The organism is Streptomyces sp. NPDC001634, from assembly GCF_040298185.1.
In the GTDB taxonomy this organism is placed as follows: Bacteria; Actinomycetota; Actinomycetes; order Streptomycetales; family Streptomycetaceae; genus Streptomyces.
In genome coordinates, this window is the sequence record NZ_JBEOZU010000087.1 from 20,927 (window position 1) to 38,602 (window position 17,676).

General features: G+C 69.4%; 18 protein-coding genes and 1 pseudogene. 16 read left to right on the forward strand and 3 right to left on the reverse strand.

The window, feature by feature from the left end; genetic code table 11:
- Window positions 1-196 precede the first annotated feature (196 nt).
- The 9 genes from atpB to ABT186_RS38485 all read left to right on the forward strand — a co-directional run bounded on the left by atpB (window position 197) and on the right by ABT186_RS38485 (window position 8,052).
- Entirely contained in the window at window positions 197-1,015 is an 819-nt protein-coding gene (atpB, locus tag ABT186_RS38445; protein ID WP_502973463.1) for a F0F1 ATP synthase subunit A, read from the forward strand.
- 78 nt (window positions 1,016-1,093) lie between these two features.
- Window positions 1,094-1,333 carry an ATP synthase subunit C-like protein gene (locus tag ABT186_RS38450; protein WP_351929060.1) on the forward strand — a complete coding sequence of 80 codons (240 nt, stop codon included), beginning with the start codon at window positions 1,094-1,096 and terminating at the stop codon, window positions 1,331-1,333.
- A gap of 38 nt (window positions 1,334-1,371) precedes the next feature.
- Complete coding sequence (locus ABT186_RS38455) at window positions 1,372-1,920, forward strand: F0F1 ATP synthase subunit B (protein ID WP_351929062.1); 549 nt, start codon at window positions 1,372-1,374, stop codon at window positions 1,918-1,920.
- Window positions 1,917-2,732: a F0F1 ATP synthase subunit delta gene (locus ABT186_RS38460; protein WP_351929064.1), complete on the forward strand. Its 816-nt coding sequence runs from the start codon at window positions 1,917-1,919 to the stop codon at window positions 2,730-2,732. The genes ABT186_RS38455 and ABT186_RS38460 overlap by 4 nt, the downstream gene beginning before the upstream one ends.
- Window positions 2,733-2,847: 115 nt before the next feature.
- Entirely contained in the window at window positions 2,848-4,440 is a 1,593-nt protein-coding gene (gene atpA, locus ABT186_RS38465) for a F0F1 ATP synthase subunit alpha (RefSeq protein ID WP_351225794.1), read from the forward strand.
- Window positions 4,441-4,461: 21 nt separating this feature from the next.
- The gene (locus ABT186_RS38470; protein WP_351225796.1) at window positions 4,462-5,379 is read left to right on the forward strand and encodes a F0F1 ATP synthase subunit gamma; all 918 of its coding nucleotides are present in this window, start codon (window positions 4,462-4,464) and stop codon (window positions 5,377-5,379) included.
- Entirely contained in the window at window positions 5,379-6,815 is a 1,437-nt protein-coding gene (gene atpD, locus ABT186_RS38475) for a F0F1 ATP synthase subunit beta (RefSeq protein ID WP_351225798.1), read from the forward strand. Before ABT186_RS38470 ends, atpD begins: the two co-directional genes overlap by 1 nt.
- Before the next feature lie 286 nt (window positions 6,816-7,101).
- Window positions 7,102-7,476, forward strand: coding sequence for a F0F1 ATP synthase subunit epsilon (locus ABT186_RS38480; protein WP_351225800.1), 375 nt, complete (start codon window positions 7,102-7,104; stop codon window positions 7,474-7,476).
- 129 nt (window positions 7,477-7,605) lie between these two features.
- A complete protein-coding gene (locus ABT186_RS38485) occupies window positions 7,606-8,052 on the forward strand; it encodes a DUF2550 domain-containing protein (RefSeq protein WP_351237811.1) in 447 nt (148 codons plus the stop codon).
- Between the two features lie 80 nt (window positions 8,053-8,132).
- Here ABT186_RS38485 and ABT186_RS38490 read toward each other — a convergent pair whose 3' ends face one another.
- Window positions 8,133-9,962: a glycosyl hydrolase family 18 protein gene (locus tag ABT186_RS38490; RefSeq protein ID WP_351237813.1), complete on the reverse strand. Its 1,830-nt coding sequence runs from the start codon at window positions 9,960-9,962 to the stop codon at window positions 8,133-8,135.
- Window positions 9,963-10,001: 39 nt separating this feature from the next.
- Window positions 10,002-10,286, reverse strand: a pseudogene (locus tag ABT186_RS38495) (helix-turn-helix domain-containing protein); the annotation flags it as partial.
- A gap of 134 nt (window positions 10,287-10,420) precedes the next feature.
- On the opposite strand from ABT186_RS38495, the gene ABT186_RS38500 reads away from it, so the two are divergent.
- Genes ABT186_RS38500 through ABT186_RS38515 form a run of 4 tightly spaced genes read left to right on the forward strand, consistent with a single transcriptional unit; the run spans window position 10,421 to window position 13,282 of the window.
- A complete protein-coding gene (locus ABT186_RS38500) occupies window positions 10,421-11,116 on the forward strand; it encodes a response regulator transcription factor (protein WP_351237815.1) in 696 nt (231 codons plus the stop codon).
- A complete protein-coding gene (locus ABT186_RS38505) occupies window positions 11,113-12,579 on the forward strand; it encodes a sensor histidine kinase (RefSeq protein ID WP_351929066.1) in 1,467 nt (488 codons plus the stop codon). Before ABT186_RS38500 ends, ABT186_RS38505 begins: the two co-directional genes overlap by 4 nt.
- A gap of 50 nt (window positions 12,580-12,629) precedes the next feature.
- Window positions 12,630-13,046, forward strand: coding sequence for a hypothetical protein (locus tag ABT186_RS38510; protein WP_351237922.1), 417 nt, complete (start codon window positions 12,630-12,632; stop codon window positions 13,044-13,046).
- Window positions 13,046-13,282: a hypothetical protein gene (locus ABT186_RS38515; protein ID WP_351929068.1), complete on the forward strand. Its 237-nt coding sequence runs from the start codon at window positions 13,046-13,048 to the stop codon at window positions 13,280-13,282. Before ABT186_RS38510 ends, ABT186_RS38515 begins: the two co-directional genes overlap by 1 nt.
- Before the next feature lie 280 nt (window positions 13,283-13,562).
- On the opposite strand, the gene ABT186_RS38520 is transcribed toward ABT186_RS38515, so the two are convergent.
- Window positions 13,563-14,135, reverse strand: coding sequence for a cob(I)yrinic acid a,c-diamide adenosyltransferase (locus ABT186_RS38520; RefSeq protein WP_351237547.1), 573 nt, complete (start codon window positions 14,133-14,135; stop codon window positions 13,563-13,565).
- Between the two features lie 212 nt (window positions 14,136-14,347).
- Here ABT186_RS38520 and ABT186_RS38525 point away from each other — a divergent pair, with 212 nt between their 5' ends.
- From ABT186_RS38525 to ABT186_RS38535, 3 genes are all read left to right on the forward strand, one after another.
- Entirely contained in the window at window positions 14,348-15,196 is an 849-nt protein-coding gene (locus tag ABT186_RS38525; RefSeq protein ID WP_351237549.1) for a 3-hydroxyacyl-CoA dehydrogenase family protein, read from the forward strand.
- A 154-nt stretch (window positions 15,197-15,350) separates the two neighbouring features.
- On the forward strand, window positions 15,351-15,674 hold the full coding sequence (locus ABT186_RS38530) for an STAS domain-containing protein (protein ID WP_351237551.1): 324 nt from the start codon (window positions 15,351-15,353) through the stop codon (window positions 15,672-15,674).
- A 292-nt stretch (window positions 15,675-15,966) separates the two neighbouring features.
- The coding region (locus ABT186_RS38535) for an ATP-binding protein (protein ID WP_351929070.1) at window positions 15,967-17,676 on the forward strand (1,710 nt) is incomplete at its 3' end.

Sequence of the window (17,676 nt, forward strand, 5' to 3'; positions counted from 1 at the left end):
ATCTCCTGCTATCGTCCGGTGCCAACTGCGGCATCGCGGGCGCGGGCATCTGAGCTGACGCCTGCTCAATCGCGAGGCTTGATGCCCGACAGCCGCCCCCACATCCGTAACACCAGTCCGGTGCCGATCCGCGGCTGCGCGCCGCGCCGACACAACGAGGTTGCCGTACCCATGCGTCACGCCGAAGGAGCCCGCGGTGAGTGCTGACCAGACCCAGCTCGCCTTTGACTGGAGTTGTCGGATCATGTCCGACAACGGGTGTGGCTTTCCGGCTCCGGGCCTGCACTCCTTCCTCTTCAAGCCGATCGCCACGGTCGGCGGGTTCGAGTTCAACAAGGTCATGCTGCTGGCGCTCATCACCAGCCTGCTCGTCGTGACCTTCTTCTGGGCCGCCTTCGGCAACGCGAAGGTGGTGCCCGGCAAGCTCCAGATGGTGGCCGAGGCCGGTTACGACTTCGTGCGTCGTGGCATCGTCTACGAGACCCTCGGCAAGCGCGAGGGCGAGAAGTACGTCCCGTTCATGGTCTCGCTGTTCTTCTTCATCTGGATCATGAACATCTGGTCCGTGATCCCGCTGGCCCAGTTCCCGGTGTCGTCGGTCTTCGCCTTCCCGGTGGTGCTCGCCGCGATCGTGTGGATCATGTGGGTCTCGCTGACGTTCAAGAAGCACGGCTTCGTCGGCTTCTTCAAGAACGTCACGGGCTACGACAAGTCGCTCGGCGCGGTGCTGCCGCTGGTCATGGTCATCGAGTTCTTCTCGAACCTCTTCGTGCGCCCGTTCACGCACGCGGTGCGACTGTTCGCCAACATGTTCGCCGGTCACCTGATGCTGGTGATGTTCACCGTCGCCTCCTGGTACCTGCTGAACAGCTACATGATCCCGGCCGCCGGCGTCTCGTTCGTGATGACCATGGTCATGATCCTCTTCGAGCTCTTCGTCCAGGCCGTCCAGGCGTACGTGTTCGTCCTGCTGGCCTGCTCCTACGTTCAGGGCGCTCTCGCCGAGCACCACTGAGCCGAGTCCCACCCCCGCAAACCCCCAGACGTCCGGTGGCCAACCTCCACCGGTCCGTAAAGAGAAGGAAGATTCAGCATGGCTGCCACTGAGACCCTCGCCGCTGTCTCCGGTTCCATCGGTTCCGTCGGTTACGGCCTCGCCGCCATCGGCCCCGGCGTTGGCGTCGGCATCATCTTCGGTAACGGCACCCAGGCCCTGGCCCGTCAGCCCGAAGCTGCCGGTCTGATCCGCGCCAACCAGATCCTCGGCTTCGCCTTCTGCGAGGCGCTCGCCCTCATCGGCATCGTTATGCCGTTCGTGTTCGGTACCAAGTAAGACCTACTTACCGACACGTAACGACGAAAGGCACTGATGTGATCGCCAACCTGGCACAGCTGGCGGCCGAGGAACAGCAGAACCCGCTGATCCCGGCCGGTCCCGAGCTGCTCGTCGGCACCATCGCCTTCGCCATCGTGTTCTTCTTCTTCTGGAAGAAGCTGCTTCCGAACATCAACAAGGTTCTGGAGGAGCGCCGCGCGGCGATCGAAGGCGGTATCGAAGAGGCCGACGCCATGAAGGTCGAGGCCCAGAGCGTGCTCGAGCAGTACAAGGCTCAGCTCGCCGAAGCCCGGCACGAGGCCGCGCGGCTGCGCCAGGAGGCGCAGGAGCAGGGCGCCACCCTCATCGCCGAGATGCGCGCGGAGGGTCAGCGGCAGCGCGAGGAGATCGTTGCCGCCGGTCACGCGCAGATCGAGGCCGACCGCAAGGCCGCCGCTCAGACGCTGCGGCAGGACGTCGGCAGGCTCGCCACCGACCTGGCCGGCAAGCTCGTCGGTGAGGCCCTCGAGGACCACGCCCGGCAGAGCCGCGTCATCGACCGCTTCCTCGACGAGCTCGAGGAGAAGGCCGAGGCCGCGCGATGAACGGAGCGAGCCGCGAGGCCCTGGCAGCCGCACGTGAGCGTCTCGACGCGCTGACGGACTCGACGTCCGTGGACGCGGCGCAGCTCGCCGGCGAGCTGGCCGCGGTCACCGCGCTGCTCGACCGCGAGGCCGGCTTGCGCCGGGTCCTCACCGACCCGGCCAAGCCCGGTGAGGCCAAGGCTGAACTGGTCCAGCGCCTCCTCGGTGGCCAGGTCGGCGGTCCGGCCGTCGACCTGGTGGCCGGCATGGCGCGCTCGCGCTGGTCGCAGCCGCGCGACCTGGTGGACGCGCTGGAGGAGCTGGCGAACCTCGCCGACCTCACCGCCGCCGAGAAGGCGGGCGCGCTCGACGACGTCGAGGACGAGCTGTTCCGGTTCGGCCGGATCGTCTCCTCGAACACCGAGCTGCGCGCCGCGCTGACCGACCGTGCCGCGAGCACCTCGGCCAAGATCGAGCTGCTGCACCGGCTGCTCGGTGGCCGGGCCAACGTGACGACTGAGCGTCTGGTGACGCGCCTTGTGACCGCGCCGCGGGGACGTAGCCTGGAAGCGGGAATCGAGTCCCTGTCCAGGCTTGCGGCCGCGCGCCGTGAGCGCCTGGTCGCCGTCGTCACCTCGGCGGTCCCGCTGAGCGATGTGCAGAAGCGGCGTCTAGGCGCCGCGCTGGCGAAGCTCTACGGCCGCCAGATGCACCTCAACCTGGACGTGGACCCCGACGTCGTCGGAGGCATCCGGGTGCAGGTCGGGGACGAGGTCATCAACGGTTCGATCGCGGACCGGCTCGATGACGCCGGCCGCCGCATGGCGAGCTAGCAGCAACTCCATACGCAGTACTACGGCCCGAGTTGGGCCGTGCAGAGGATTCCTGGGGGTCGCCCCCAGACCCCCACAGAAACTTCGGGCCCAACAAGGAGAGCAGGGAACCCAGATGGCGGAGCTCACGATCCGGCCGGAGGAGATCCGGGACGCGCTGGAGAACTTTGTCCAGTCGTACAAGCCGGACGCGGCCTCGCGCGAGGAGGTCGGTACGGTCACCCTTGCCGGCGACGGCATCGCGAAGGTCGAGGGCCTGCCCTCGGCCATGGCCAACGAACTGCTGAAGTTCGAGGACGGCACCCTCGGCCTCGCCCTCAACCTCGAGGAGCGCGAGATCGGTGCCATCGTCCTCGGTGAGTTCAGCGGCATCGAGGAGGGGCAGCCGGTGCAGCGCACCGGTGAGGTGCTCTCCGTGGCTGTCGGCGAGGGCTACCTCGGCCGCGTCGTCGACCCGCTCGGCAACCCGATCGACGGTCTCGGCGAGATCGAGACCGACGGCCGCCGCGCCCTCGAGCTGCAGGCCCCCACGGTCATGCAGCGCAAGTCGGTGCACGAGCCGATGGAGACCGGCTACAAGGCCGTCGACGCGATGACCCCGATCGGCCGCGGCCAGCGCCAGCTGATCATCGGTGACCGCCAGACCGGCAAGACCGCCCTGGCCGTCGACACGATCATCAACCAGCGCGACAACTGGCGCACCGGCGACCCGAAGAAGCAGGTCCGCTGCATCTACGTCGCCATCGGCCAGAAGGGCTCCACCATCGCGTCCGTGCGCGGTGCCCTGGAGGAGGCCGGCGCGCTCGAGTACACGACGATCGTCGCCGCCCCGGCGTCCGACCCGGCCGGCTTCAAGTACCTGGCGCCCTACACCGGTTCGGCCATCGGCCAGCACTGGATGTACCAGGGCAAGCACGTCCTGATCATCTTCGACGACCTCTCGAAGCAGGCCGACGCCTACCGCGCCGTGTCCCTGCTGCTGCGCCGCCCGCCGGGCCGTGAGGCCTACCCGGGTGACGTCTTCTACCTGCACTCCCGTCTGCTGGAGCGCTGCGCCAAGCTCTCCGACGACATGGGTGCCGGTTCGATGACCGGTCTGCCGATCGTCGAGACCAAGGCCAACGACGTCTCGGCGTTCATCCCGACCAACGTCATCTCCATCACGGACGGCCAGTGCTTCCTGGAGTCCGACCTGTTCAACGCCGGTCAGCGTCCGGCCCTGAACGTCGGTATCTCGGTCTCCCGTGTCGGTGGCTCCGCCCAGCACAAGGCGATGCGCCAGGTCTCCGGCCGTCTGCGCGTCGACCTCGCCCAGTTCCGTGAGCTGGAGGCGTTCGCCGCCTTCGGTTCCGACCTGGACGCCGCGTCGAAGGCCCAGCTGGAGCGCGGCCAGCGCATGGTCGAGCTGCTGAAGCAGGCCCAGTACCAGCCGATGGCCACCGAGGACCAGGTCGTCTCGATCTGGGCCGGCACCAACGGCCGTATGGACGACGTTCCGGTCGCCGACATCCGCCGCTTCGAGAAGGAGCTCCTCGAGTACCTGCACCGCAAGGAGCAGGGCCTGATGACCTCCATCAAGGAGGGCGCCAAGATGTCGGACGACACCATCCAGGCGATCGACGACGCCGTCGCGGAGTTCAAGAAGCAGTTCGAGACCTCGGACGGCAAGCTGCTCGGCGAGGACGTTCCTGCCGCTGCCGCCAAGTGACGTAAGGAAGGGACCTGACTCATGGGAGCCCAGCTCCGGGTCTACAAGCGTCGCATCCGATCCGTCAGCGCGACCAAGAAGATCACGAAGGCGATGGAGATGATCGCCGCCTCGCGCGTCGTCAAGGCGCAGCGCAAGGTGGCGGCCTCCACGCCGTACGCGACCGAGCTCACCCGCGCGGTCACGGCGGTCGGCACCGGCTCGAACACCAAGCACCCGCTGACCACCCAGGCCGAGACGGTGACCCGGTCCGCGGTGCTGCTCCTGACGAGCGACCGCGGTCTGGCCGGCGCCTTCAACTCCAACGCGATCAAATCGGCGGAGCAGCTGACCGAGCGGCTGGAGCGCGAGGGCAAGCAGGTCGACACGTACATCGTCGGCCGTCGCGGTGTGGCCCACTACAACTTCCGTGAGCGCAAGATCACGGAGTCGTGGACGGGCTTCACGGACGAGCCGTCGTACGCGGACGCCAAGAAGGTCGCGGCCCCGCTGATCGAGGCCATCGAGACGGAGACGGCGAACGGCGGCGTGGACGAACTCCACATCGTCTACACCGAGTTCGTCTCGATGATGACGCAGACGGCGCTGGCCGACCGACTGCTGCCGCTCAGCCTCGAAGAGGTTGCGGAAGAGGCGGCGCCGAAGGGCGAGATCCTTCCGCTGTACGAGTTCGAGCCGTCGGCGGAGGACGTCCTGGACGCCCTGCTGCCGCGCTATGTGGAGAGCCGTATCTACAACGCGCTGCTCCAGTCGGCCGCTTCGAAGCACGCCGCCACGCGGCGCGCGATGAAGTCGGCCACCGACAACGCCGGAGAGCTCATCGAGAATCTCACCCGGCTTGCCAACGCGGCCCGCCAGGCCGAAATCACCCAGGAAATCAGCGAGATCGTCGGTGGCGCGAGCGCCCTGGCCGACGCGACCGCGGGGAGTGACCGCTAATGACCACCACTGTTGAGACCGCGACGGCTACGGGCCGCGTCGCCCGGGTCATCGGCCCGGTCGTCGACGTGGAGTTCCCCGTCGACGCGATGCCGGACATCTACAACGCCCTTCACGTCGACGTGGCCGACCCGGCCAACGCCGGCGCGAAGAAGACGCTGACCCTGGAGGTCGCCCAGCACCTGGGTGACGGCCTGGTCCGCGCCATCTCCATGCAGCCCACCGACGGTCTGGTCCGCCAGGCCCCGGTGACCGACACCGGTGCCTCGATCTCCGTCCCGGTCGGCGACTTCACCAAGGGCAAGGTGTTCAACACCATCGGTGAGGTGCTGAACGTCGACGAGAAGTACGAGGGCGAGCGCTGGACGATCCACCGCAAGGCCCCGAACTTCGACCAGCTCGAGTCCAAGACCGAGATGTTCGAGACCGGCGTCAAGGTCATCGACCTGCTGACCCCGTACGTCAAGGGCGGCAAGATCGGTCTGTTCGGCGGCGCCGGCGTCGGCAAGACGGTGCTCATCCAGGAGATGATCTACCGTGTGGCCAACAACCACGACGGTGTCTCCGTGTTCGCCGGTGTCGGTGAGCGCACCCGTGAGGGCAACGACCTCATCGAGGAGATGACCGACTCGGGCGTCATCGACAAGACCGCACTCGTCTTCGGCCAGATGGACGAGCCCCCGGGCACCCGTCTGCGCGTGGCCCTCGCGGGTCTGACGATGGCGGAGTACTTCCGTGACGTCCAGAAGCAGGACGTGCTGTTCTTCATCGACAACATCTTCCGCTTCACGCAGGCCGGTTCCGAGGTGTCGACCCTGCTCGGCCGTATGCCCTCCGCGGTGGGTTACCAGCCGAACCTGGCCGACGAGATGGGTCTCCTCCAGGAGCGCATCACCTCGACCCGCGGTCACTCGATCACCTCGATGCAGGCGATCTACGTCCCCGCCGACGACCTGACCGACCCGGCCCCGGCCACCACGTTCGCCCACCTCGACGCGACGACGGTTCTGTCCCGTCCGATCTCCGAGAAGGGCATCTACCCGGCCGTGGACCCGCTGGACTCCACGTCCCGCATCCTGGACCCGCGCTACATCGCGGAGGACCACTACAACGCCGCCATGCGCGTCAAGACGGTCCTGCAGAAGTACAAGGACCTCCAGGACATCATCGCGATCCTCGGTATCGACGAGCTCGGCGAGGAGGACAAGCTCGTCGTCCACCGTGCCCGTCGTGTGGAGCGCTTCCTGTCCCAGAACACCCACGTCGCCAAGCAGTTCACCGGCGTCGACGGGTCGGACGTCCCGCTGGACGAGTCGATCGCGGCCTTCAACGCGATCATCGACGGTGAGTACGACCACTTCCCGGAGCAGGCGTTCTTCATGTGCGGTGGCATCGAGGACCTGAAGAAGAACGCGAAGGAGCTGGGCGTCTCCTGACGCTCGCCTGCGGCGGGCCCGAACCGGGCCCGTGAGCAGGACTGCCTCTTGGCGAGAGGGGTGGAGAAGCGTCCCGTGGGCTCACACCCGCGGGGTGCGGTCCGCCCCTCTCCCCACGCCGCTGCATCACAGCGGGGGCTGAGCCAATCCGCGGCTACCGTCGCATGGCCCCCGCACCCCCGGCCGATGGCCGGGGCGGGCCGAGGCACTTTGGTGCTGCACGCCCTACTAGACTTATGACCCAACACCCGGCACCACCGCCGGGTGGTGACCCGAGGAGCCACCCTTGGCTGCTGAGCTGCACGTCGAGCTGGTCGCTGCCGACCGCCAGGTCTGGTCCGGCGAGGCCACCCTGGTCGTCGCGCGCACCACGTCCGGCGACATCGGCGTCATGCCCGGTCACCAGCCGCTGCTCGGTGTGCTGGAGTCGGGCCCGGTGACCATCCGAACGAGTGATGGTGGAACGGTCGTCGCCGCGGTGCACGGCGGTTTCATCTCGTTCGCGGACAACAAGCTGTCGCTGCTGGCCGAGATCGCCGAACTGTCGGACGAGATCGATGTCCAGCGCGCGGAGCGGGCGCTCGAGCGCGCGAAGGAGGAGGCCGACGCCTCCGCCGAGCGCCGTGCGGACGTCCGACTGCGTGCGGTGGCGGCGCGCTGACCCCAGGGCGCCATGTAAGGACGTGACTCAGCCGCGGCCGGCCCGGAGCAATCCGGTGCCGGCCGCGGCTGAGGCAAATGCGGGTGTTTTTTCCGTTCCGTTACCTAGGAGACGAGGAGGTCGGTGTCGATGGTCCTCGCTCTGACTGTGTGCGGAATTGTCGTTGCACTCGTGGCGGTGGGGCTGTTCGTCTTCGGCCTGCGCCGCAGGCTGATCCAGCGCTCCGGCGGGACCTTCGACTGCAGTCTGCGCTGGGACGTGCCGGAGAAAACCGACACCAGCGGCAAGGGCTGGAGCTACGGCGTCGCCCGCTACAACGGCGACCGGATCGAGTGGTACCGCGTCTTCTCCTACGCCCCGCGCCCCCGCCGAGTCCTGGAGCGCTCGGCGATCGAGGTCGCCGGCCGGCGCAACCCCGAGGGCGAGGAGGAGCTGGCGCTGCTCTCCGACGCCGTGATCCTCGCCTGTCACCATCGGGGCACGCGTCTGGAACTCGCGATGAGCGAGGACGCGCTGACCGGTTTCCTGGCTTGGCTGGAAGCCGCTCCCCCCGGACAACGGGTGAATGTGGCGTAGCCACATTCACCCGTTGGGTGGGGGTCCCCCCGGACGGAGTCTGGGGGAGCGTCAACGTGGCCTGAATCCTTCGGACAGGTTTACGACAGGCCGTTGCTCAAGGCACTCACCAGCTCTCCGTTGCTGGTGTCACCGCTGAACTCCCAGAAGAACGCTCCGCCCAGCCCCTGGTTCTTGGCCCACGCCATCTTCGTACCGATGGTGGCGGGGGTGTCGTACGACCACCAGTTGCTGCCGCAGTGCGCGTACGCCGTGCCCGCGATGGTGCCGGTCGCCGGGCAGGACGTCTTGAGCACCTTGTAGTCCTCGATGCCCTGCTCGTACGTACCGGCCGCCGCGCCCGTGGCCGTGCCGCCCGGGGCGTCCTGGGTGACCCCCGTCCAGCCGCGGCCGTAGAAGCCGATGCCGACCAGCAGTTTGTTCGCGGGTACGCCGATCGCCTTGTACTTGGCGATCGCGTCGGCCGTGGTGTAGCCGGCCTTCGGGATGCCGCTGTACGAGGTGAGGGGCGAGTGCGGGGCAGTGGGGCCCTGTGCGTCCCAGGCGCCGAAGAAGTCGTACGTCATCACGTTGTACCAGTTGACGTAACTCGCGGCGCCCGCGTAGTCGGCCGCCTCGATCTTGCCGCCGGAGGAGCCGTCGGCGGTGACGGCCGCGGTGACCAGGGCGGAGGAGCCGAACTTGGATCGCAGCGCGGACATCACGTTCTTGAAGGCTGCCGCCCCGCTGGTGTCGCAGGACAGACCGCAGGCGTTCGGGTACTCCCAGTCGATGTCGATGCCGTCGAAGACATCGGCCCAGCGTGAGTCCTTCACCAGGTTGTAGCAGGACTGCGCGAAGCCCGCCGGGTCCTTGGCCGCGTCCCCGAAGCCGCCGGACCAGGTCCAGCCGCCGAAGGACCACAGCACCTTGATGTTCGGGTACTTGGCCTTCAGCTCGCGCAGCTGGTTGAAGTTGCCGCGCAGTGGCTGGTCCCAGGTGTCGGCGACGCCGCTGACGGACTGGTCGGCGGTGAACGCCTTGTCGTAGTCGGCGTACGAGTCGCCGATCGCGCACTTGCCGCCGGTGACGTTGCCGAAGGCGTAGTTGATGTGCGTGATCTTCGCGGCGGACCCGGACGTCACCAGGTTCTTGACGTTGTAGTTGCGCCCGTAGATGCCCCACTCGGTGAAGTAGCCGAGCTTGACCTTGTCGCCGGTGGTCGGGGGCGGGTTCGTGGAGCCGCCCGTGGTGTGCACGGCGACCGCTCCGCCGGCCGGGCCGGTCTGACCGGCGGTGTCACGGGCCTGGACGGTGTACGAGTAGTCGGTGCCTGCGGTCAGACCGGTGTCCGTGTACGAGGTCGTCGTCACGGTGGCGACCGTCCTGCCGTCGCGCAGGACGTCGTAGTTCTGAATGCCCTTGTCGTCGGTGGCCGCCGTCCAGGACAGCGTCACCGAGGTGTCCGTGATGCCGGATGCGGTGGGGGTGCCCGGCGCGGAGGGCGGGTTGTCACCGGGGACCGTGGTGCCGCCGTCACAACTGCCGCCGTTCAGCTTGCAGTTGGAGGGCGCGCCGGAGCCGGTGCCGTTGAAGCCGAAGGAGACCGAGGCGCCCGGGGCGAGGGTGCCGTTGTAGGACTTGTTCTTGGCGGTCCAGTGGGTGCCGGAGTTCGTCACGTCCGCGTCCCACGCCGAGGTGACGGACGTGCCGGAGGGGAAGTCCCACTCGATCGTCCACGAACTGATCGCGGTGGTACCGGAGTTGGTGACCGTCCATTTGCCCTCGAAGCCGGTGCCCCAGTCCTGGGTCTTGACGTAGTCGGCGGTGGCCGAAGCGGCGGCATGGGCGGGGCCTGCGAGGCCCACCAGGCCGGCCAGGGGAAGCAACAGCGTGGCGAACCCTGCCGCGGCTCTGTGTCTGAAGCGCATACAGCGCCTCCTTGATCGGTCGGGGGCATGACTGAGCCTTCACGCCCACAGTGCCGCGAGAATAGAAAGGTCTGGACCATCGGTCAATAGGTCTGGACCACTCTGCGGATCGGTGTGCTGGACCCTCAACTCCTGCGTCAGTACGGCCGCTTGGACCCGGCTGCGCAGCTCCAGCTTGCCCAGGAGACGGCTGACGTGCGTCTTCACGGTGGCCTCCGCCATGTCCGGACGAGTGGCGATCTCCGCGTCGGACAGGCCCTCGCCCAGACAGGACAGCACCTCGCGCTCCCGCCCGGTGAGCGCCTCCGGCACCGCAGGATCGGCCCACTTGGGCTCTGACGCGTGGGCTGATCACCCAGACCCGTCCGCTCGGCCCCGAGAAGGCCCCGGCCTCCGCCGTCACCCTTCCGCAGGAGCGCCGTACCCTGACCGGACGGTAAGCGGTCCTGGGAGGGCGGATGAGCGAGGAGACGCGACCCGGTGCGGTGCTCGTCGTGGACGACGACGCGGCCATCCGCCGCTCGCTGGAGCGTGGGCTGCGGCTGAGCGGCTTTCGCGTCCGCACGGCCGGCAGCGGCCCCGAGGCACTGGCCGCGATCCGTGACGCACCGCCCGATGTGCTCGTCCTCGATGTGTCGATGCCCGGAATGAGCGGCATCGAGGTGTGCACCCGGCTCCGCGACGACGACCAGGATCTGCCCGTCCTCATGCTCTCCGCCCTCGACGAGACCGCCGACCGCATAGCCGGGCTCCAGGCGGGCGGCGACGACTACCTCGTCAAACCGTTCGCCCTGCAGGAACTGGTCCTGCGGCTGCACGCCCTGCTGCGCCGGCGACCGCCGACGGACCGGGACGTGCTGCGGGTCGCCGACCTGGTGATCGACCCGGCGGCCCGCACCGCCCACCGGGACGGCCGGCGCCTGGAGCTGACCCGGCGCGAATTCGAACTCCTGGAAGTGCTCGCCCGCAACGCGGGCCTCGTCCTCACCCGCGACCAGCTCCTGGACCGGGTGTGGGGCTACGACTTCGACGTACGCACCGACGCCGTCGACACCTTCGTCAGCTATCTGCGGCGCAAGCTGGAGACGGACGGGCGGCCCCGGCTGGTCCACACCGTGCGCGGCGTGGGCTTCGTCCTGCGGGAACAGCCGTGAGACTGTCCACCCGCATCGGACTCGCCGTGGGAGCCACCGTCCCGCTGCTCGTGCTCGCCTCCGGCTGGCTGCTGCTGATGCCCCTGATCGCCCGCGATCTGCACCGCGAGGAGGACAATCACCTGCGGCAGCGGGCCACGGCCGTGCTCCCCGACGCCCGCGCCCTGCTGCGGGCGGCGGCCGCGGGCCGGCCCAAGGCGGCCGACAGCAGGGAACGGCAGCTGTACAGCGGGGCGCTGGACGTCGGCGTACGCGTTGTCGGACCGGACGAGACCTTCCGCGGGGGACCGCAGCCCGGCGCCGCGGTCGCGCTGCCCGCGCAGGCCACCGCACCGGTCACCGTGCGGCACGCCGGGCACAGCTGGCGGACCCTGTCCATGCCGATCGAGGGCGCCAAGGTCCCGGGCACCCTCTGGGTCTTCCAGCCCGACACCGCCGACCGCACCCAACTCCGGCTCGTGCGGCGGCGCGTGGTCATGACCGCCCTGCTCGCCGCCCCCCTGTCCGGCCTGCTCGCCTGGGGTATCGCCACCGGCGCCACCGGCCCCCTGCGCCGCCTCGGCCGCCGCACCGCCGGGCTCGACCCGCGCGCCAGCACCGCCCGGCTGCGCCACGACCCCACCGGCGTGACCGAGGTCGACGATCTCGCGGCCACCCTCCAGACCGTCCTGGCCCGCTACGACGAACAGGCCGCCCGCACCGCCGAGGCGCTGGAGACGGCCCGCTCCTTCTCCGCGGCCGCCTCGCACGAACTACGCACCCCGCTCATGAGTATGGGCACCAACCTCGACATTCTCGCGGACCACCCCGAACTGCCCGAACCGGACCGCACCGAGGTCCTCACCGATCTGCGCCGCGAGCACACCCGCCTCCTGGGTCTGCTGGTGATGCTGCGCGAACTGGGGCGTGGTGACCTGGTGGGGGCGGAGGCGTTCCGCACGGTGGATGTGGCGGAGGCCGCGGACGCGGCGGTCGCGGAGGCCCGGCGCCGTGATCCGGACGCCCGGATCACCCTGCGGGCGGAGCAGGGGCTCACCGTGCACGGTTGGGAGCCCGGACTGCGGCTGCTGATCGACAACCTGATCGCCAACGCGCTGGCGCACGGACGGGACACGGAGGGGCGGGCGAGTGTGGCGGTCGGTGTGCGGGGGACCGGCACCGAGGTCCTGATCACCGTGGACGATCGCGGCCCCGGAGTGCCGCCCGAGGCCCGCGGCCTGATCTTCGAACGCTTCCGGCGGGGCCCGGACAGCATCGGCTCGGGTCTCGGCCTGACCCTGGTCGCCCAGCAGGCCGCACTGCACCGGGGGAGCGTGACGGTCGCCGACGGCCCCGACGGCGTCGGGGCGCGCTTCGAGGTACGGCTGCCGCGGGCCGGCGGGGGCCTGCCCGACCGACGGGACTGGCTGATCGGGACAGCCGGGACAAAGCGGTCACAGACTTCCCACAAAGACGGTTCCTAGCCTCCGCGTCATCGGACGGACGACGGGGCCGTCCGGGAACGGAGGAGGAGATGTACGTACGACGGAGGCGCACCCTGCTCGTCGGGCTCGCCGCGGCGGCGCTGCTGGTGAGCGGGACCGGGGCGGCCACGGCCGAGAGCACGCCCACGACGGCCGCCACGGCCACGACGGCGCCCACCGGCGACGGGGCGAAGGCGCTGTGCAAGCGCGTGCCGAAGATCGAACAGCGGATCGACCGGGCCCTGGAGCGGCTCGACGGGGGAGTGGGCGTCCGGGGGTCCATCGCCCGGCTGCAGGCGCGCGTGGACAACGCGAAGAAGGCGGGCCACAGCGAGATCGCCACGTATCTGCAGGACCGGCTGGACTTCCGCAAGTCCCTGGTGCCGACGCTTCAGCAGCGGCAGAAGGACCTGGCGGGCGTCAAGACGTGGTGCGCGGACCACGACAACGGCAAGGCGGCGAGCTGATGCGTGGACCGCGGGTGCTGCGCGTCGCGGTACCCGTGGTGGCCCTCCTGGTGGGGCTCACCACGGGCTGCGCGCGGGACCACGGAGCGGCGGCGACGCCGTCGTCGTCGTCCGTGACCTCCGGCTCGTCCGCGAGTCCCTCCGGTCTCACGGACATGCAGAAGAAGGTGTCCGCCGCGGAATCCGCGCTCTCGGCGGCGGACCGGGACGCGGCCCAGGAGGACAGCAGCCGCTGACCTGCCGGGGGTCCGGGGATGACCCCGGACCCCCGGCGGGGGCGGTGTTCTCGGCGGTCGCCGCCGGGTATCCGCAGCACGTCCGCGGTCTTCTTGTTGGCGTGTCGGGCCGGGATGCTGCATTTTTCGGGGGTGACCCCCGGACCCCCGGCGGGGGTGGTGTTCTCAGCGGTCGGCGCCGGGTATCCGCAGCGCGTCCGCGGTCTTCTTGTTGGCGTGTCGGGCCGGGATGCTGCATTTTTCGGGGGTGACCCCGGGACCCCCGGCGGGGGTGGTGTTCTCAGCGTTCGCCGCCGGGTACCCACAGCACGTCCCCGGTCTCCTTGTTGGCGTACCGGGCCAGGATGAACAGCAGGTCGGACAGCCGGTTGAGGTAGGTCGCGGTCAGAGGGTTCATCACCTCGCCATGGGTCTCCGTCGCGGCCCAGGTCGAGCGCTCGGCGCGCCGTACGACCGTGCACGCCTGGTGCAGCAGGGCCGCGCCGGGCGTGCCGCCGGGCAGGATGAACGAGCGCAGTTTCTCCAGTTCGGCGAGGAAGCGGTCGCAGTCCGCCTCCAGCTTGTCCACATAGAACTGCTCGACCCGCAGCGGCGGGAACTCGGGGTTCTCGACCACCGGCGTCGACAGGTCCGCGCCCACGTCGAACAGGTCGTTCTGCACACGGGTGAGGACCTTGACGACCTCCTCGTCGAGGCCGCCCAGCGCGATCGCGGTGCCGATCACCGCGTTCGCCTCGTTGGCGTCCGCGTACGCGGCGATGCGCAGGTCGGTCTTGGGCACCCGGCTCATGTCACCGAGGTGCGTCGTGCCCTTGTCGCCGGTCCGCGTGTAGATGCGCGTCAGATTGACCATGCTTTCAATCTAGACGGTCGCCTCACCGGTGCCGAGGCAAGCCCGGAAGCATCAATCAGTGTGAAACCGCACGGAATTGCTTCCGCCCTTGGGGACGTGACACGTATCTCACCCTGTGAGACGTGACACGGGTTACTAAGCGCTCACACCAGCGTTCACGAGCGCTAGGGTCCGGCCGAGAGGAATACGAAGCGCGTCAGGGGAGTCGCACAGTGGCACGGAAGCTTGCCGTCATCGGAGCCGGACTGATGGGTTCCGGTATTGCCCAGGTATCGGCTCAGGCCGGCTGGGAGGTCGTCCTGCGTGATGTCACGGACGAGGCGCTCACCCGTGGAACGGACGCCATCAAGGCCTCGTACGACAAGTTCGTGAGCAAGGGCAAGCTGGAGGCGCACGACGCCGACGAGGCGCTTGCCCGCATCACCCCGACCACCGACCTCGACGCGGCCGCCGACGCGGATGTCGTCGTCGAGGCCGTCTTCGAGAAGCTCGAGGTCAAGCACGAGATCTTCCGGACGCTCGACAAGATCGTGCGCGAGGACACCGTGCTGGCGTCCAACACCTCCGCCATCCCGATCACCAAGATCGCGGCCGCCACCGAGCGCCCGGAGCGGGTCGTCGGCGTGCACTTCTTCTCGCCGGTGCCGATGATGCAGCTCGTCGAACTGGTCCGCGGCTACAAGACGAGCGACGAAACCCTCGCCACCGCCCGTGAGTTCGCCGAGTCCGTCGGCAAGACCTGCATCGTCGTCAACCGTGATGTCGCCGGTTTTGTGACGACCCGTCTCATCTCGGCGCTCGTCGTCGAGGCCACCAAGCTCTACGAGTCGGGCGTGGCCACCGCCGAGGACATCGACCTGGCCTGCAAGTTGGGCTTCGGGCACGCCATGGGACCGCTGGCCACCGCCGACCTCACCGGCGTCGACATCCTGCTGCACGCCACCAGCAACATCTACACCGAGTCCCAGGACGAGAAGTTCGCTCCGCCGGAGCTGATGCGCCGGATGGTGGATGCCGGTGACATCGGCCGCAAGAGCGGGCAGGGCTTTTACAAGTACTGAACCGCACACGCCTCTGAGGGGTCACCCCATGGGGTGAATTCGGTATCGGTTCGCTTACAGACGGCAACCTGATCGACCTCTGGACAGTCAGAGGTTGTCAGAGGTTGCACCATCACGACGTGGAGTACGAACGACGCACTCTCGGGGAGCGCATATGCACATCAGGGGCGACCACGCCGAGCTGGTCGTCGGGGGCCGCCTCGACGTCCGCAGCGCGGCGGACGCCCGTACGGTCCTGCACTCGGCCGTCGACGACGGAGTCGGCGACCTGGTGCTGGACCTGTCCGAACTGGACTCCTGGGACGCCACCGGCCTCGGGGTGATCATGGGGGTCCACCGTCGGGCCGGGCGGTGCGGCCGGCGACTGGTGCTGCGTGGCGTGCCGCCGCAGATGCAACGCCTGCTGGTGGCCACCCGGCTGCACCGGATCCTCGCCATCGAGGGTGGCATCGGAGTGGAGTCGCTGCCCCGGGTGTGACCGGGCGCGCCGTGCGCGGCATTACGGTAGTGAACGCCGACATTACGGTAGTGAACGCCGACATTACGGTAGTGAACGCCGACGAATCGCACGTCGCACCCAATCCTCACGAGACTGTGACGTCTCGGACGGCGCGGTACCCCGACTTGTCAGAGATACTGTGCGAAGGTTTAGGGTTCGGCTGCCCGTCGCCCGACACCCTCGAGCGGGCACCGGACCAGAAGCGACAGCGCAGTGTGCAGCAAGGCCGGGAGGGGCTCAGGCACACGACGCTTTTGGGGGGCTAGGACCTATGGACCCGAACAACACGGGACCCGAGGAGTACGGCCACGACGGCGCACATGACGCGCCGCGCCAGCGCCCGCCACGGGACCCCATGACTCCGGACTTCGGACAACCGGCTCCGGCACTCGCCCGCACCGTCCGGCTCGTGTCGGGCGACTTCCTGGTGACCGTCAACCCCGTGGACGGCAGCGAGATAGAGCTCTGCCCGCCGGGCGAGCGGCCCGCGCGAGCGGTGAAGCACACCGCCGCCGAGCGGGCCGAACTCGATCGTGCCGCCCGGCCGCCCGTTCCGGCCGGGCCCCCACAGCCGCGCCTGCCGCTGCTGGAGCGCCAGGACGAGCGCGAGCGGCTCGTACGGCTGCTCGCCCGCGGCCGCTCGGTCCGCCTCACCGGACCCTCGGGCTCGGGCCGCAGCGCGCTCCTGGACGTCGTCGCCGAGGACTGCACGGACCTCGCCCCCGACGGTGTCGTCCGCCTTTCCGGCTACCGGCGCACCACGAGCGACCTCCTGTACGACCTCTTCACCGCCGTCTACAACGCGCCCCTGTACCGCCCGGAGCACGACGAGCTGCTCCAGTACGTACGCGAGATCGGCGCCGTCGTCGTCCTCGACGATCTGGAGTTCGGCGGCAGCGGGCTGGACGAGCTGCTCGACGCGACGCCCGAGTGCGCGTTCCTGCTCTCCGCCACGCCCGACGTGCCCGCCCCCTCGGCTGACTCGCACGTCGAAGAGGTCTTCCTCGACGGCCTCGACCGCGCGGCAGGACTCGAACTCCTTGAGCGGGCCATCGGCCGCGACCTCACCGAGGAGGAGACGAACTGGGCGGGCGACCTGTGGTTCGAGTCCGAAGGACTGCCCCTGCGCTTCATGCAGGCCGGGGCGCTGCTGCGACAGCGTGACCGGCGGCGGGCCGACGAGAGCGCCGTCGACGAGTACGGCGTCTTCGAGGACGTCCCGGTGGATGCGCCCTTCGACGCCGGGGACAGGCACGACGTACCGCTGCCCTCGCTCGCCGAGGCCGCCGCGCCGGCCCCGCTGCTCGCCTCCCGGCTGAGCGCCTCGGCGCGAGAGACGCTCAAGTTCGCGGTCGCACTGGCCGGTGAGGTGCCTCACCAGACGCATCTGCCCGCCCTCGTGGACGACACCCACGCGGACGCGGCCCTCGCCGAGCTCGTCGGCTGCGCGCTGGTCTCCCCGGTCGGCTCCCACTACCGGCTCGCGGCCGGGGTACTGGCCCAGCTGGAGGCCGCCGGGTACACGACCGGCGCGGAGGAGCACGCCCTCAAGGCCGCCCAGCACTACGCCTGGTGGGCCGGGCATCCCTCGGTCACACCGGAACGGGTCTCGGCCGAGGCCGACGCCCTGCTGGCCGCACTCAACGTTCTGGCGCCCCTGGCCGCGACGCCCGCCGAGGACGAGGAGGACGCCGCCGTACGGCTGGCCCGGCAGGCCGCTCCCGCGTTCGCCGCGGGGCTGCACTGGGGCGCCTGGGAGCGGGCGCTGCGCTCCGGCGCGGAGGCGTCCCGGCTCGCCGGAGAGGTCGGCGAGCAGGCCTACTTCCACCACGAGTTGGGCATACTCGCGCTCTGCACCGGACAGCTCGACCGGGCCCGTGCCGAACTGGAGGCCTCCATCGGGCTGCGCGGCGCCCTCGCCGACAAGCGCGGCACGGTCGCCGGGCGGCGCGCCCTCGCCCTGGTCGCCGACCGCTCCGGC